We start from the raw sequence: 16,774 nt of genomic DNA on the forward strand, positions 1-16,774 counted from the left end.
CTGGCCTATGTCGTCCACCACTTCATCCCCTGTCGCCGAGCGCCGCTTCCGGCGCAGCCTCATAACGCCGACGCTGGCTCTGATGCTCGCTCTCGCCGGCGGTCTGCTGGTCGCCGCCGGACAAACGCCGAACGACCCACCGGTGCGTCCTCGGACGGCCACTCTTCCTGCGACCAACCGCGTGACGCTGCCGGCCGGTACGCCGCTGGTGCTGGAACTCCTGACCGCCGTCCACACGCGCATCAACAGCCCCGGCGATGAAGTCGTCGCCCAGCTCAAGGAATCCGTCCGGCTCGCCGATGGGACACTCGTCATCCCGCGAGGTACGGAAGTGCGCGGGACTATCGCCGCCGTCAGCCCGGCGAAGATGCCCCAGCGCCCGGCGCGTCTCCGCATGGTCTTCGACACCTTGGTGACCGACCTTGGTCACCAGCAGATGGCGGCGGTCGTCGTCTCGGTGGACGATGTCGGTAATGAAGCCCGCCTGCGCGCCGACCGCGACGGCACCGTCTCCGGCGGCCGGTCAGGGCGGCGCACCGTCCAAAACACCATCAATGGCGGCTGGCTGGGCAGCATTGGCGCCGGCGTCATCGTTCTCAGCGGCGGCAGTGGGCCGGCGGCGGCGGCAACGCTCGGCGGCGGCGCGCTGGGCGGCGTCCTCCTCACACGCGGCAATGACATCCGGCTGCCGCAAGGGACAATTGTGCGCCTGACCCTCACCAAACCCACCACCATTGCCCTGTGAAGAAAGCCATCCCACCCACCCCAACCCCAGACGCTGCGCCGCATCAGGCTTCACCTTACATCCCCGCCCACCTGACGACACCGCGCCGTGCGCCGGCGCGGCGCGGCCGTCACCAGACAAAGCTGCCGAATGGCCTCAGCGTCATCGTCGAGCCGATGGCGCATGTGCGCTCCGTGGCGCTTTCCGTCTGGAGCCGCATCGGCGCACGTCACGAACCAGCGCTGCTCAACGGTGTCAGCCACTTCGTCGAGCACATGCTCTTCAAGGGGACGGAACGCCGCACTACCCGCCAGATCGCCGTCGAGAGCGACCGCTTGGGCGGACAGGTTGACGCCGCTACGATGATGGAAGGCGTCAACTACCACATCCAAACGCTGGACCTGTACTGGTCGCAGGCGCTTGACTTACTGGCCGACCTGGTGTGCGCGCCACGCTTTGACGAAACGGAGTTTCAGCGGGAACGCGCCGTCATTCTCGAAGAAATGAAGATGATCGCCGACAACCCCGAAGAACTCATCTTCGAGCGGTTTTTGGCCAACTTCTTCCCCAACCACGCCCTAGGGCGACCGATTGAAGGCACGCCGCGCACCCTGCGTCGCCTCACACCGGCCGACCTGCGCCGGTTTCACCAATTCGCCTACCATCCCAGCCAGCTGGTGCTGTCGGTCGCCGGACACGTCAACCCCGACGACCTCCTAGAAGCCGCCCGCGCCTACTTCGGAGATGCGCCGCAACCACCTGAATATCAAGAAGTTGAGCCTTATGTCGGCGCGCCGACATTCTGCCTCAACCACGAACGCGACGTTGAACAGGCCCACCTGCTGCTCGGCCTGCCCGCCCCCCCTCTCCTATCGCCGCACCGGACGGCGTCCACCCTGCTGACGACGCTGCTCGGCGGCGGCCTCAGTTCACGGCTCTTCCTACGCATCCGTGAAGAAGCCGGCCTCGCCTACAACATCTACGCTGACACCATGGCGTACCGCGACGCGGGCGTCCTGCTCATCTACGCCGCCGTCGCTCCCCGTCACCTCAAGCGCACCGTGCAGGCCATCATCCGCGAAGTCGCCGCTATCGCCCAAGGCGACTTCACCCCCGAAGAGGTCGAACTAGCTAAGGCGCAACACCTGACCAACCTCCACCTCGGCCATGACGCCGCCGGCGTTCGTGCCAACCAGAATGGTTACCAGGAAATTACCTTCGGACAAATCTTTAGCAACAAAACTCTAGAGCGGGAGATTAAGGCTGTGACTCACGCCGACCTGCAACACTTGGCGCAGGCAACCTTCGCCGGCCGCACCTTCTCCGGCCTCGCCCTCGGCCCCCTAGGGCGCTTCGGCCTGCAACCCGACTGGCTCCACATCCCGCGCCATGTTTCACGTTCAACGGTTCATGTAACAGCTGAACTCCCAGATCATAAATTACCAGATGCGGTTCACTATTCTTGCTAGTGGCAGCACCGGCAACGCCGCCCTGATTGAAACCACCCGCACGGCCGTTCTCCTCGACGCCGGCCTGTCCGCCCGCGCCCTCGTCCAGCGCATGACCGCCCTTGGCTTTGATCCGACCCGCCTCGCCGCCATCGTCGTCACCCACGAACACACCGACCACATCGCTGGACTGTCGGTCATCGCACGCCGCCTGAACCTTCCGGTCTTTATCGCTTCAGACGCCCGGCGCAACCTGCGCCTACCGGAAAAAGACGCCGCCGCCATTCGCTGGGCCGACCCGCTGACGGCCGAACAGCCGATTGTCATCGGCGACCTCACTCTCACCCCCATCGCTGTCCCCCACGACGCCGCCGAACCCTTCATCTTCACAGCGACTGCCGGCGGCGTCAAACTCGCCGTCGTTACCGATCTCGGCTACATCCCGCCCCACGTCGCCCGCCGCCTAACCGGCTGCCACGCCCTCGTCCTTGAAGCCAACCACGACCGCGACCTACTCCGCGCCGGCCCGTACCCATGGGAACTCAAGCAGCGCGTCGCCGGACGGCTCGGCCATCTTTCCAACGATGAAATGGCCCGCTTTCTACGCGAGGACTTCGACGGCGACGCCGCCTACATCATCCTGGCGCACCTTAGCCGCCACAACAACCACCCCGACCTAGCCCGTCTGGCCGCGCTTCAGGCGCTGGACGGCGTCCGACCGCACCGCGATTGGGAAGCGGTTGTCGCCGTCGCCCCGCCCGACGGTCTGCCACACTGGTACACCCTGTAAGCCATGCCCCTGCCCCGCTCAGATTTCACCTTCATGCATACGCTGCGCGTCCGCTGGGCCGAAGTGGACGCCCAAGGCATCGTCTTCAACGGCCACTACCTGACCTATTTTGACGTAGGCATTACAGAGTACTGGCGCGCAGCCGGTCTGCGCTACCCTGACGCCTTCGCCACCGCTGATACCGACCTCTTTTTGGTCAAGGCGACGCTTGAATACCGCGCCCCGGCCCGCTTTGATGACTTACTCGACATCGCTGTCCGGTGCACACGCCTCGGCCGCTCCAGTATGACCTACGCCCTCGCCGTGTACCGTCAGGACATCTGCCTGACCAACGGTGAACTGATCTACGTCCACGCCAACCCCCACACCCGCACCGCCCAGCCGCTCCCAGATGTTGTTCGCAACGCCCTGTGCCGGTTCGACCCCAGCCTTGCTACCGCCCCACAGCTATGATTCCACGCTACGCCCTGCCCGAAATGTCCGCTCTGTGGAGCGATGAACGGCGCTTTGCGACGTGGCTCGCCGTCGAACTCGCTGTCTGTGAGGTTCAGGCTGAAATGGGCCTCATCCCGGCCGACATCCCAGCCGAGATCCGCGCCAAAGCTCGGCTTTCCGTCGAACGCATCGCTGAGCTGGAGCAGACAACGCGCCACGATGTCATCGCCTTCACGACGGCGCTTGCGGAACACATCGGTCCCGCCGCACGCTACGTTCACTTCGGCCTCACGTCGTCTGACGTGGTGGACACCGCCAACGCTATTCTGATGCGGGACGCCTGCGACCTGCTTCTGCGCCGCTTGGACGCCTTCGCCGCAGCGCTGAAGGCCCGCGCCTACGAACACAAAAACACTGTCATGATTGGTCGCACCCACGGCGTCCATGCCGAACCGACAACGTTCGGACTGGTACTGGCGCTCCACTACGCCGACGCGCAACGAAACCGGCGGCGACTAGCGCAGGCGCGCCAAACCGTCGCCGTCGGCAAAATTTCCGGCGCGGTTGGCACTTTCGCCCACCTCGAACCTGAAGTCGAAGCGCGGGTCTGCGCACGCCTTGGCCTGCAACCCGACCCCATCTCAACGCAGATCATCCAGCGCGACCGCTACGCCGAGCTTCTAACAACGTTGGCGCTGATCGGCGCAAGCGTCGAAAAACTGGCCCTTGAAGTGCGCCACCTCCAACGCACCGAAGTGCGTGAAGCGCGGGAAGCCTTCGGCGCCGGCCAAAAGGGTTCTTCCGCCATGCCACACAAACGCAACCCTGTTGTCTCTGAGCAACTCTGCGGGCTGGCGCGCGTCCTCCGCGCTAACGCGCAAGCGGCGCTCGAAAACATCGCCCTCTGGCACGAACGTGACATCTCCCACTCGAGCGTCGAGCGCATCATTCTGCCAGATAGCTGTATCCTCGCCGACTACATGCTGGTCAAAGCAAAGGAGTTGGTGGCGGGACTGGTCGTAGACGCCGAACGGATGCGCGCTAACCTCGACCAACTGCGCGGCGTGATCTTTTCTGGAACGCTGCTGCTCGAACTTACGCGGCGCGGGCTAGCGCGCGAAGCCGCCTACGCCCTCGTCCAACGGCTCGCCCTCCAAGCCTGGGACGCCGGCGACGATTTTCGAACATTGGTCAGCCAAGACCCGGAAATACAACGCCTGCTGACGCCGGATGACCTTGCGCGGCTCTTTGACGTACGCCACCACCTGCGCCATGTAGACGCCATCTTCCAGCGCGTCTTCGGCCCACCGGAGGCTGCCGCGCCCAGCAGCGAACTGTTCTAACCGCCGCCCGTGGAACTTTTCTAACCGCCAGTCGTTGGACAACTGGCGGTTTCCCTAGACGAACATTGCCAGCTCAAGCGACCATGGTTCGCCTGAAACAGCCATTTGAAGCCTACGCCTGCTGAGGTTATGTGCCAAGGAGAGACTACACTCATGACTCGTTATCAGACGATTGTACCTATAACCCGCCCCTTCCAAGCCATCGCCAACCACGCCCTCCATATCAAAACCTGGCTCGCCGTCGCACTCCTTGTCACTGCCGCGCTGCTGGGCGGCGTCGGCGGCACGGCGGCCGCCCGCTGGTTCAACCCACCACCCCCACCAACCCCACCCGTCATCGTCCGCCCCGGCGGGGCAAGCGACGCCTCACTCCCCGCCACCGGTTTCGCCTCGGTGGTCAAAGCCACCCTGCCGGCCGTCGTCAATATCTCCACCACCCGTACAACGCGCAGCCAACCCGACCTTGGTTTTGAGTTCCCGTTCTTCCCGGACATCTTCGGCCCGACGCCGCAGCGCCGCCAACCAATCACCAGCCTCGGCTCTGGCGTCGTTGTTCGCTCCGACGGCTATCTTCTCACCAACCACCACGTCATTGACGGCGCTGGCGACATCAAGGTGACGTTCGCCGACGGCCGCAGCCTCAAGGCCAAGCTCATTGGCACAGACCCGAAAACTGACATCGCCGTGCTCAAGGTGGACGAAACCAATCTGCCTGCCATGCCGCTCGGCGACTCCAGTCAGGTGCAGGTTGGTGACTTTGCCCTTGCTATTGGTAATCCCTTCGACTTGGGCCAGACCGTCACCTTCGGCATCATTAGTGCCTTGGGACGCGGCAACCTCGGTATTGAAGCCTACGAGGACTTCATCCAGACCGACGCCGCCATCAATCCCGGCAACTCTGGCGGCGCGCTCGTCAACCTTCAGGGCCAGCTCATCGGCATCAACACCGCCATTATTGCGCGCGGCGCGCAGGGCAACCAAGGCATCGGCTTTGCTGTGCCGATCAATATGGCGCGGTTGGTGATGGAGCAGCTCATCACCAAGGGCCGCGTCGTACGCGGCTACCTTGGCGTCACGCTGCAGGACCTCAACGAGGCCCTCGCCAAGCAGTTCGGCGTCACGAACCAACAGGGCGTTGTCGTTACTGATGTTGCGCCCGACAGCCCGGCGGCGAAAGCCGGTTTCCAACCCGGCGATGTCATTGTGGAGTTTGAGGGGCGGCCGGTCCGCGATCTGCGCACCCTGCGCCTAACCGTCGCCCAGACACCGCCCGGCACGACGGTCAAACTCAAGATTCTTCGCAACAAAGCGCCGCGTGAGTTGACTGCCACCTTAGACGAACTGCCCGACGATCAGCCGCTCGCTAAAGGGACGGACGACGCCGACGCCCCCCGCACCGATACGCCGGACGGCGGCGCGCTGGCGGGCGTCATGGTCGCCGAACTGTCGCCGGCCGTCCGCAGCCGACTCAACCTGAAAGGCGGCGTCATCGTCCGCGCTGTCCAGCCCAACAGCGCCGCAGCTGAAGCCGGCCTGCAACGCGACGACATCATCCTGCAGGTCAACCAACAACCTATTTCGAGCGTCGCGGCGTTCGACGCCGCTGTCCGCCAAAGCCGAGGCGAGGTCCTCCTGCGCATCTATCGCGGCGGCGTCAATCTTTTCTTGGTCGTTCCGTTGGGACGCAACTGACGCCGGCGCCTCCGAGGACAGCGGGCGGGCGTCCCGGCGGCGGACGCCCGCTCATCTTTTGTTCATTACCAGACCTTTGGTGTATGTTTGGCGCAGGGTAACCGCCGTGCGCAACCCGGACTCCAAAACAACCGTCGCGCCGCCTGCCGCCGCCCATCGGCGCGTTTTCATTCCATGGCCTTCCGCTTTCAGAAACGCGATGCGCTGTTCGCCGCCGTCGTCGCCTTGGTCATCCTCGGACTGGCGTACCTATCCAGCACCGGCAAGCGTCCGCTGCCGGTGGCGGCCGCCTGCGATGTGTCGCGCCAAAAACCCGACTTGCCGGTGCGCGAACGGCGCGCCCAATGCCTGAGTTGTCATGACCCCAACCACGGCGCCGCCGTCGGGCATCGCTTGCAACCAAATCACCCGCAAAAATGGCTCGATGAAAAATTCGCTTGCACTGGCTGCCACGCCATCGCTAAACCCACCTTGGCCGGACAACGCTAGCGCCGGATATCCCCAGCTTCGGGAGGACCACTGAAACTTCCATGCCCAACAAGAAAGCTTCCACCGCCGCCGCCAAAAAGACCGCCGCGCCGCCGACCTACGCCAACTACATTGGCGGCGAATGGGTTCCGGCCAAAAACGGCGAGACGTTCGCCAACCGCAATCCCGCCGACACCCGTGACATCATCGGCTATTTTCCCTACTCGACAGCCGAGGATGTGGACGCCGCCGTCGCCGCCGCCGCCGAAGCCTACCCCAAGTGGCGACTCGTCCCACCGCCCAAGCGCGCCGAGTACATCTTTCGCGTCGGCGAAATCCTCATCCGCGACAAAGAAGCCATTGCGCAGGACATGACGCGGGAAATGGGCAAGATTCTCAAGGAAACGCGCGGCGACACGCAGGAAGCCATTGACATGGCCTACTTTGTCGCCGGCGAGGGCCGCCGCCTCTATGGCCAGACAACCACCTCGGAACTCGCCGACAAGTTCGCCATGACGGTGCGCGACCCCATCGGCGTCTGCGGCCTCATCACGCCGTGGAACTTCCCTATTGCTATTCCTTCGTGGAAAATTCTCCCAGCCATCCTGTGCGGCAACACCGTCGTCATCAAGCCGGCCGAAGACACGCCCCTGTCGGCGTATCGTTTCATCAAGGCCTTTGAAGAGGCCGGTCTGCCGCCCGGCGTCGTCAACATGGTCACGGGCTACGGCGAAACGGCCGGCGCGCCCTTGGTGACGCATCCGACGATTCGCCTTGTGTCGTTCACCGGCTCGACGCAGGTCGGCCGCCTCATCGCCATGCAGGCCGCCGATAAGGGCAAGAAATGCAGTCTAGAAATGGGCGGCAAAAACGCCATTCTCATCATGGACGACGCTAACTTGGAGCTTGCCGTCGAAGGCGCTGTCTGGGGCGCGTTCGGCACGACCGGCCAGCGGTGTACGGCGGCGTCGCGGCTCATCGTCCACAAAAAGGTCGTCAAAAAGTTCACGCAGATGCTGGTTGAACGCACCATGGCCCTACGCGTCGGCGACGGCCGCGATCCGGCGACCGACGTTGGCCCGGTCGTCAATCAGGACCAACTCGAACGGGTACTCCACTACATTGAGATTGGACGAACCCGCGATCAGGCAAAGCTTCTCTGTGGGGGGACGCGCGTCACCGACGGCGATCTGGCCCACGGCTACTTCATCGCCCCGACCGTCTTTGGCGACGTCGCGCCGGACGCCGTGATTGCGCAGGAAGAAATTTTTGGCCCTGTGACGGCCGTCATCCCCTGTCAGGACCTTGAAGACGCCATTCGCATCGCCAACGGCGTCGGCTACGGGTTATCGGCGGCGATTTACACGGCGGATGTCAACCGGGCCTTCCGTGCCATGCGCGACATTGAGGCCGGTATTTGTTACGTCAATGCACCGACCATTGGCGCTGAGGTTCACTTGCCGTTCGGCGGCATTAAGGGCACCGGCAACGGCCACCGCGAAGGCGGTTTGCAGGCGCTGGACATTTTCTCGGAATGGAAAACGCTCTACGTTGATTTCAGCGGCCGACTCCAAAAGGCCCAGATTACCGACTAACGGGTGGGCAGACCGGCAGGCCGTTTCGCCTGTGCAACGGCGTCCCCTGATGATGCTGATTTGTGGAGGCGCATCCCCATGGCTGGACAACGAACTGAACTGACGGCAAACAACATCACTGTCGCGGGCTACTTGAGCGTTCCGGCGGACGGCGGCCCCGGCGTCATTGTTTTACAGGAATGGTGGGGATTGGTACCCCACATCGAAGCCGTCGCCGACCGTTTTGCAACGGCCGGCTACACGGCGTTTGCGCCTGACCTCTATGACGGCCGGGCGACCACCTCGCCGGACGAAGCCGGCAAGCTCATGATGGCGCTCAACATCGCGACAACAGCGGAACGACTGCGGGCTGTGGTTCAAGCACTGCTGGCCCATCCCGCCACCCAGGGGCACCCCAAAGTCGGCGTCGTTGGTTTTTGTATGGGCGGCCAACTGGCGCTTTACGCCGCCTGCGAAAACCCCGAAATTGGGGCGTGCGTGGATTTCTATGGCATCCACCCAAACGTCAAACCTGACTTCGCTAAGTTGTCCGCGCCGGTGCTTGGCCTTTTCGCCGAAAACGACGCCTTTGTCAACCACGAAGCCATCGCCGCCTTGCGCAACGAACTTGACCGCCACGGCAAAGTCTACGAGTTTCACGTGTACCCCGGAACAAGCCACGCCTTCTTTAACGACACACGTCCAGAAGTTTACCACCCGGACGCCGCCTACGACGCTTGGGACCGGGTTCAACGCTTTTTCAAGACGCACCTGCCGTAAAGCCGCTGAGGAAAAACCGCCATGTCGTTCAACAAAATCATTATTTACGGCCATTTGGGCCGCGACCCGGAAATGCGCTACACCACGCAGGGCGTTCCGGTCTGCACCTTCTCAGTCGCCACCAGCGAGCGGAAGAAGGGGCAGGGCGACGCCGAACCGACGGAAACTACAACCTGGTTTCGCGTCACGGCCTGGCGCAATCTGGCTGAAACGGCGCATAAGTTCCTCAAAAAGGGCAGCCCTGTGTACATCGAGGGGCGGCTGGCGGCGCGGGAGTGGACCGACAACGAAGGCGTCAAACGCATGACGCTGGAAGTCACCGCAACGGAGCTGCATCTAGTGGGCAGCCGCAGCGACGGAGATGGCCGAACAGAACGGCCAGTCGGCGCGGCCAGCGAAGCCGTGCCGGAAGACACTGTCGAGGACAGCGACGTTCCCTTCTAAAGCCTTCTCCAAAGGTAACCAGGGCAGACAGCAAGTTGGCTAACCGTTGCGATGCGGCGGCGTTCCCTACGTCGCCGCATCGTCCCGGAAAGCGCGGCTCCTCTTTCGCGCTTGTCGCAGGTCTGCCCTCCGGCGCAGGGAAAGCGGTTACCGCCCTGCCCGCTCGCCGGACCGCCACGCCGGAGCAGCCTTTGCGGAAACGCTCTAGCCGGTGCTTTTTAGCCCGCTTGAAATGGCGTTGACGGTCAACAGCAAATCCCTCAGGCACGCTTCGCGGCGCGCCCCGTTGTCTTGCACTCCGCCGTCGCGCCATACCTTCAGCAGTTCAATCTGCCGCCGGTGCAGCGCGTCCAGACCGGCGCGGCGCAGTTGCATCGTCAACGCCGTCCGCTGCCGACGTTCCGCCAGCGGCGCGCCAAACACCGTCTCAACCCAGCGGCGCGTCCGGTCAAACTCCGCCAAAATGCTCCCCAAAATGTCCGCGCGCACAGTCGCATCAGGAACAAGCTCGGCGTAGGCCTGCATCCAAGCGGCGTCAGCCAAAAGCAGTTGGCTGCCGACGTTCATCAGCAACAGGCGCGTCGGGTACCACTGGAGCGCATCCCGCCGCAGCGCGGCAAACCGCGCCGGATCGCTGGTCGCCAGCGTTTCCAACGCTGTTCCCACCCCGTACCACCCCGGTAGGAAAAACCGCGCCTGACTCCAGCTAAACACCCACGGAATGGCGCGCAGGTCGGCCAGCGTCCGTTGCCCCGTCCGCCGCGCCGGCCGGGACCCGATGCGACTCGCTTCAATGGCGTCCAGCGGCGTCGCGTGCGTGAAAAACGCCAGAAAGCCGGGCTGCCGCAACAAGGCTTGGTAGGCGTCGCGCCCATATCGCGCCAAATCATCCAGAACGCCTTCCAGCGGATGCGGCGTAGCCAGCGGCGTTCGGCGCGCGACGGTCACGGCTTCGAACATACCGGCGACCAATAGCTCCAACTCGTAGGTGGCCGTGATGAGGTTGGCGTATTTCTGCGAAATCGTTTCCCCTTGTTCGGTCAGTCGCAGCTCGCCGGATACAGCGCGCGGCGGCAGGGCGCTTAGAAAGCGGTGCGTCGGGCCAGCGCCGCGACTGGGCGTGCCACCGCGACCGTGAAAGAAGCGAATGGCGACGCCGTGCGCGCGCCCGACTTCGGCAAGCCGTTCCTGCGCGCGGTAGAGCGCCCACAGACTAGCAATCGGGCCGGCGTCCTTGTTGCTGTCGCTGTAGCCGATCATCACCTGCTGCGTCGGCGGTCGGTCGGCGCGGTGTCGCCAAGCAAGACTCCGCTGCGTCATGGGGTGCGTCAAAAACGCCTTCAGAATGTCCGGGCTGCGCGTCAAATCATCGAGCGTTTCAAAGAGTGGGACAACCGGCAACGGACACACTAAGCCGTCAGGCGTTGTCACGGTCAGCCCGGCTTCGCGCGCTAGGCCATAGACGGCGAGCAAATCCGACGTAGAGCGCGTCATGCTGACAATCAACGCGCCGAGGCCGTCCCAGCCGTAGGTCTTACCGTGTTCGGCGGCGACCCGCAGCGCCCCGACGACTGTCCGGGCGGCGTCGCCGAGCGGCGCGTCCGGGTGGGCGAACGGTCGGGCGCGGGTGAGTTCTTCATTCCAGAAAGCGAGGCGACGCGCTTCGTCCCAGGCGGCGTAGTCGCTGTCGCCGCCGGCCGCCGCCAACAACTCGCCGACGGCGCGTTCGTGCATGGCGCTGTTCTGGCGAATGTCAAGCACGGCGAGGTGAAAGCCGAACACGTCCACCAGCCGGAGCACTGGCCACACATCGCCTTCGCACAGCCGCCGTGCGCCGACTGCGCACAGCGCCGCGCCCAAGCGCCGCAGGTCGGCCGCCAGTTCAGCAGCCGTATGGTAGAGCGTTCGCGCAGCTTCCGCCGGGGCATCATCGTTGGGCAGGCGGGCAAGCATGACGTTGACGGCTTGCCGCCACGACTCGTAGGGGTTGCGGGCGAGTGCCGCCCGCAGCGCTGGGTCGTCAGCGGCTTCGGCTTCGTGGAGGAAGACGCGCAAGTCGTCCGGCGGCGTCCGATGGTGGTCGGACAGGCTCAGGCGCGCAGCCAGGTCGGTCAACCGGCGGCGCAGCAGGGCGATAGCTGTTCGGCGTAAGGTGAGAAGTGTCTCGCGGGTGATTTCGGGCGTGACAAGCGGGTGGCCGTCGCGGTCGCCGCCGACCCACGTCCCGAACGTCAGGCGCGGCCACTGCGCCGGGTCGGTTGGACGCATGGCGGCGTCCAGACCGAGTTCGTCCCAAGCTTCCAGCAATCGCCGGTCGAGCCATCCGACGGCTTCGGGAAGCGTCGTCGTCAGGTAGTGCAGGACGTTGCGCAGTTCGTCGGCGACGGTCGGTTTTTCGAGGTAGATTTCGCCAGTCCGCCACAGGCGTTCGAGTTCGCGTTTGATGTCGGCGCGGATGGCGCGGCGTTCGTTGGGCGTCCAGACGGAGTTTTCGAGCTTGACGAGCAACAGATACAACCGCCGGTGGTGTTCGAGGACGGTCGCCCGTTTGGCTTCGGTTGGGTGCGCGGTGAGGACCGGCTCGACGTGAATGGTGGGGAGGCGTGCGGCGATGGCGGCGGCGTCTTCACCGAGGGTCTGCGCCCGGCGGAGCGCCGCGCCCCACAGCCCCGGTTCGGCGGCACAGCCAGCGCTGGCTTCGAGCGCGCGGCGATTTTGGGCGGCGGCGTTCTCCTCAGCCATGTTGAGCAGTTGGAACACAATAGAGCAAACTCGGACGAATCGTTCGTGTTGTTCGGGCGGCGGCAGGACGCCGTCGCGGACTGACAGCGCCGTCACGAGCGTCGACTCGCCGGTTTCTTCGAGCACCTCGCGGAAGCACTCAACCAGAAAGCGGTAATCGCGTTCGGCGCGCGCTAGGTCGGCCAGCGCGGAGGAAGCGATAGGGATGGTCATGGTGGTTCAGGTCCTTTTGACACAGCAAGGAACGTAGGAGGACATCATAGCCAACACGCTGGCTGTGCCGCTGCAACCAGTGCGCACCTTCGGTCGGAACGACGACGGACGGCACAACCTGCTCATTTTCGGCGACAACCTGCAGGTTATGAAGACCCTGCCGGAAATAAGGCCGGCAAACTCTGCAACGCTGACGGCACACCGGGCGTCCGGCTCGTTTACATTGACCCGCTTCCGCATTGTCGTAGGCGCATCCGGGACGTGTTGTGGGCGACGAGTATTTCGCCAACGTGGTGCATCGGTATTCGCTTTGGTGCGCGGCAGACTGTCACCGGCCGCCAGCAGTTATGAAGTTTGTCTGTCACAAGCTGCCAAACGGCGGCGTTGAAATCCTATCCTCGCTGCCCTTCCTTTCCGACCAAGATTTCCAACACTGGCAACAGACGGCGGCGGCGCTCCTTGCCTACGCCGCCGCCGACCGTCCCATCTGCCTCATCACCGATGACGAACGCGCCTCCGAGCTTCCCTACGAAGACCTTCTGGAGACGGTCGTCGAAATCGCAACACCCGCCGGTGACCACTGGCGCGTTGGGTTCGCCGCATCCGCCACCCCTGAGCTTTTCCAGACCATCGTCGAAAGCCCCGAATTCCACTGGGACGCCGTTTGGCTGACCTTTTTCACGCCGCTGGAGCTTGAGCGGCTGCGCGCCGGACTCGAAACCATCCGCCTTGAGCCGGAGCCGACAGCCGAAATCGAAGTCGTCCTCCCCATCGGGGACGGCGGCGGGCTGTTGTGGCTGCGTCCAAACCGGCCTGCCGACGCCATCATCAGCCGACTCATGGAGCTTGCCGCCGGCGGTGTCATTTCTGACAGTCAGTAATCAAAGGATGACCCTCACAATCCGACGCATACAGCGCCTTGCCTAGGTGATGAGTATGCTTTCTAGGTCGCCGCAGTCACGGCTTGACCACCAGCACAAACTTTTCGCTCGTCGTGTGCAACGCGGCGTCCAACACCCGTACCGAAACCAGATACTCACCCGGCGCAAGGTTTTGGTAAGTCAAGGTGAACACCTCACGCGGCGCGTCCAAAACCAAGTCGTCGGGATAGATCAGCGTCCAGTCGTCGCCGTTGAACGACGCCTCAACCGACTTGAGCGGCGCCGTCGTCGTTACAATCTCCACCCGCAGCTTCGACTCCTTTGCGGCGACGACGACGGGCGAAAAGGTGATCTTCGGAAGGGAGTTCGTAATCACCACCGGCGACAACACCTGCGAGGCGGTCAGCGCCAACGCCGGCGGGTTGGAAGCGCCGTCGCTCACCTCAAGCTGAAACTCATATGTCCCATCCGGCAGCGCCTCCGGCGCAATCACAAAGAACGGATTGCGCAGCTTGTCGGCCAGCGGCCTCCACGCCGTTTGACCGCGTAATCGGTACGACAACCGGTAGGTCAGCGTATCCCCGTTTTTGTCCTCGGCCTGCCATTGCAGCGTCCGCGCCCCGCGTTGAAAAACCTTGCGCGGCGGCTGGTTGACCACCACGCCGAATTGCGCCGGATCGAGGCCGGAAGTCATCACGCCGGGATCGGGCGGCGGGACAACCGCTTCCTGCAACGCAACCCCAACCGGCAACACAGCAAAAGAAGAGATCGTCGGTGCAAGATTTTTCGGCAGGTACGCTGCGCGCACCGCCGTCACTTCCGCGCCCGGCTTCAGCCTTAAGCGCCACTGCAAAAACCGCGCCTTCGGACTGGCAATCATGCCCCCCGGCGCCGGCGTCTCCGCCGACCACTCGCTCCACAACGCGCCCGGCGTCTGGGTGTTGCCTGTTCGCGTTTGCACAAAAATCTCACCCGTCCCCTCGACGACAATCCGCCCCCACGCCTCCACCACCGCCTTCGCGTCCTGTACGGCCGACGTAAATATCCCCTCGTCCTGCGCCGAGGCGCTCAGCCGGTAGAGCTTCGCCAGACCGCTGGTGACAATGTAGAGCGTGTCACCGGCGCTGGCTTCCACCGCCGCAATCCGCTCTTCCTCAACTGTCCCCACCAACGTCGCCCGCCCGTCGGGCGCCACCAAAAATAGCCGCCCCTGCCCGCCAGTCGTGTTGCTTCCCAACCCGACCAACAGGCCGTCCGGCCGGCGCAGCAGGACGGTCGCCGTATCAGTCGCCGTCCAGACGGCAGTTTGGCGTCCGTCCATCTCTAGCCGGTAGAGCGTTGTTCCCCCGGACGCCGGACGCAACGCCCCTGCGCCGCCACCTTCACCCTCACTCGCCGTTGTCTCCGTCGCCGTCCCCGAACTCCCGCCCCCGGACGCCGCTGGTTTCCCTTCCCCAATCCCCAGCGCAAACACCGTACCGTCGGGCGACAACACCAGCCGCCGGATTTCACGGGATGGCGCGTCAAACACCGCCGTCGCCCTGCCGTCGGGTGCAATCCGAATGACTAACCCACCGGGATCCGTCCCTACCCAGATCGCCCCGTCCGCCGCCGTTGCCAGCGCCGTGACGTTGAACTCATCCGTCGTCAGCAGTGATTTGACGGCCGTCGCCCCGCGAGCAAGCGCAAAGACGCCGCCTTTCGCGCCGGTCGCATAGACGAGCGTTCCGTCCGCCAGGCAACCCATCGCCCAGATGTACTTCTCCGGTGGGTCGTACACCACGCGAAACCCCTTCTCGCCGGTCAACTCGTAAATCTTCCCCTCTGGCGAGGTCGCAGCAAACACGCTGCCCTTGCCGTCCGTCGCCAACGCCGTCACGTCCAGCTCTTCAAAATCAGCGACGAGCTTCGTTGCACCGTCCGCGCCGACTCTAAACAGCTTGCCGTCATGGCCTGTGCCGATATAGACCTCGCCGCCGACCAACAGGCTACAGAGGGCAAAGGGCTGTTGCGTATCGCCGACCAGCTTCGGCGTCGGTGCCACGCGCAAAATACCGTTATCAGACACAGATAACCCCACCAACCGTCCCGCCAGATAGTCCTCCTTGCGGGTCACCTCCCAAAACGCCGTCCCCTCGGCGTAGAGGGGCGTCGTCCACAACCAGCACAACGCAAAAACCGCCGGAGCGGTGAGGATCGTTCTTCGTTTCAGCATCAGTCGTTTCCCAAGGTCATCAGAGTCGCGTCGTCGGCGACAGCCGGCGACATCACCGCCGCCGGTTGGCTTTTCCACCGGCGATGAATCCAAAGCCACTGATCGGGATGGCGCCGGACAATCGCCTCCCAGCGGCGCGTTAGTCGCGCCGTGTTTTCCCGAACATCAAAATCCTCATCCGCCGTCCGTACTAGCGCTGGCGGCGGCTCAAAAATCAGCCGATGCCGTTTGCGGGCAGCGTCCCAAACCAGATAACCAAGGACGACTGCTGCGCCGGTTCGCCGCGCCAGCCGCGCCACCAACGGCGACGTACTGGCCGGACGGCCGAAAAACTCACAGAATACGCCGTGCTGCGGTTGAACATGGACATCCGCCAGAATGCCCACTGTTTCTCCACGCCGCAAAGCGGCGACCAACGCCCGCAGCTCGCGGTGCTTGGACAGCAGACGGTTGCCGCTTCCTGTGCGGTAGCGCGTCACAAGCGCATCCACCAGTGGATTGTCAATCGGACGCACCAAAATCGTCAGCGGATGACCATATAGCGCGTGGGCGTAGGCGCTGAGTTCCCACGCCCCAAGGTGTCCGGTGAAAAAAATCACGCCGCGGCCCTGCGCCCGCGCCGCTTCAAAGTATTCAAAACCCTCATACTCGACCAATTCAGCGATATTTCCTGCGTGCAGTTTGGGAAATTGGGAAAACTCGCCGAGCAAGCGGCCTAGATTCGCCACGCACCCCCACCACAACCGCCGGCGTGCGCGCGCCGACAAATCGGGAAAGGCTAACGCCAGATTCTCCAGCCCAACGCGCCGCAGGCGCGGCAAAGCCAACGCTAAGATTCCCGCCGCTGCGACGCCTAGCCCCCGCGCCCACCGATGCGGCAGCACACCTAAACCACGCAGGATCGCTGTCACCGCCAGCGCCTCAATGCGCCGCCGAACCGCAGCGGACGGATTGACAGTCGCGGACTCGGTCGTTAGCATCCTTTGCCCGATGTGAACGGTCGCTCATCGCCGTTTACGTCGGCG

The 16,774-nt window shown here is 64.0% G+C and carries 14 protein-coding genes; 11 read left to right on the forward strand and 3 right to left on the reverse strand.

The features are described from left to right. The first annotated feature begins 7 nt into the window (after positions 1-7). The 10 genes from NZ585_09640 to ssb all read left to right on the forward strand — a co-directional run bounded on the left by NZ585_09640 (position 8) and on the right by ssb (position 9,698). The gene (locus tag NZ585_09640; GenBank protein MCS7080297.1) at positions 8-745 is read left to right on the forward strand and encodes a hypothetical protein; all 738 of its coding nucleotides are present in this window, start codon (positions 8-10) and stop codon (positions 743-745) included. Next, complete coding sequence (locus tag NZ585_09645) at positions 742-2,193, forward strand: insulinase family protein (protein MCS7080298.1); 1,452 nt, start codon at positions 742-744, stop codon at positions 2,191-2,193. The genes NZ585_09640 and NZ585_09645 overlap by 4 nt, the downstream gene beginning before the upstream one ends. After that, positions 2,171-2,962, forward strand: coding sequence for an MBL fold metallo-hydrolase (locus NZ585_09650; GenBank protein MCS7080299.1), 792 nt, complete (start codon positions 2,171-2,173; stop codon positions 2,960-2,962). Before NZ585_09645 ends, NZ585_09650 begins: the two co-directional genes overlap by 23 nt. A 3-nt stretch (positions 2,963-2,965) precedes the next feature. Next, on the forward strand, positions 2,966-3,415 hold the full coding sequence (locus NZ585_09655) for an acyl-CoA thioesterase (GenBank protein MCS7080300.1): 450 nt from the start codon (positions 2,966-2,968) through the stop codon (positions 3,413-3,415). Beyond that, a complete protein-coding gene (purB, locus tag NZ585_09660; protein ID MCS7080301.1) occupies positions 3,412-4,740 on the forward strand; it encodes an adenylosuccinate lyase in 1,329 nt (442 codons plus the stop codon). The genes NZ585_09655 and purB overlap by 4 nt, the downstream gene beginning before the upstream one ends. Before the next feature lie 153 nt (positions 4,741-4,893). Next, positions 4,894-6,432: a DegQ family serine endoprotease gene (locus tag NZ585_09665; GenBank protein MCS7080302.1), complete on the forward strand. Its 1,539-nt coding sequence runs from the start codon at positions 4,894-4,896 to the stop codon at positions 6,430-6,432. Positions 6,433-6,606: 174 nt separating this feature from the next. After that, the gene (locus tag NZ585_09670) at positions 6,607-6,921 is read left to right on the forward strand and encodes a hypothetical protein (GenBank protein ID MCS7080303.1); all 315 of its coding nucleotides are present in this window, start codon (positions 6,607-6,609) and stop codon (positions 6,919-6,921) included. A gap of 41 nt (positions 6,922-6,962) precedes the next feature. Beyond that, positions 6,963-8,495, forward strand: coding sequence for an aldehyde dehydrogenase family protein (locus NZ585_09675; protein MCS7080304.1), 1,533 nt, complete (start codon positions 6,963-6,965; stop codon positions 8,493-8,495). A 78-nt stretch (positions 8,496-8,573) separates the two neighbouring features. Next, positions 8,574-9,254 (forward strand): dienelactone hydrolase family protein, encoded by a 681-nt coding sequence (locus NZ585_09680; protein ID MCS7080305.1) that lies wholly within the window; start codon positions 8,574-8,576, stop codon positions 9,252-9,254. Between the two features lie 21 nt (positions 9,255-9,275). Next, positions 9,276-9,698: a single-stranded DNA-binding protein gene (gene ssb / locus NZ585_09685; GenBank protein MCS7080306.1), complete on the forward strand. Its 423-nt coding sequence runs from the start codon at positions 9,276-9,278 to the stop codon at positions 9,696-9,698. Positions 9,699-9,902: 204 nt separating this feature from the next. On the opposite strand, the gene NZ585_09690 is transcribed toward ssb, so the two are convergent. Next, positions 9,903-12,653 (reverse strand): phosphoenolpyruvate carboxylase, encoded by a 2,751-nt coding sequence (locus tag NZ585_09690; protein ID MCS7080307.1) that lies wholly within the window; start codon positions 12,651-12,653, stop codon positions 9,903-9,905. Positions 12,654-13,000: 347 nt separating this feature from the next. Here NZ585_09690 and NZ585_09695 point away from each other — a divergent pair, with 347 nt between their 5' ends. Beyond that, complete coding sequence (locus NZ585_09695; GenBank protein ID MCS7080308.1) at positions 13,001-13,534, forward strand: hypothetical protein; 534 nt, start codon at positions 13,001-13,003, stop codon at positions 13,532-13,534. A gap of 76 nt (positions 13,535-13,610) precedes the next feature. Here NZ585_09695 and NZ585_09700 read toward each other — a convergent pair whose 3' ends face one another. Both NZ585_09700 and NZ585_09705 read right to left on the reverse strand, forming a co-directional pair. Then, complete coding sequence (locus NZ585_09700) at positions 13,611-15,749, reverse strand: SMP-30/gluconolactonase/LRE family protein (protein ID MCS7080309.1); 2,139 nt, start codon at positions 15,747-15,749, stop codon at positions 13,611-13,613. Further along, entirely contained in the window at positions 15,749-16,729 is a 981-nt protein-coding gene (locus tag NZ585_09705) for a lysophospholipid acyltransferase family protein (protein MCS7080310.1), read from the reverse strand. Before NZ585_09705 ends, NZ585_09700 begins: the two co-directional genes overlap by 1 nt. Positions 16,730-16,774: the final 45 nt, after the last annotated feature.

It is taken from the genome of Chloracidobacterium sp. (assembly GCA_025057975.1).
Classification (GTDB): Bacteria; Acidobacteriota; Blastocatellia; order Chloracidobacteriales; family Chloracidobacteriaceae; genus Chloracidobacterium.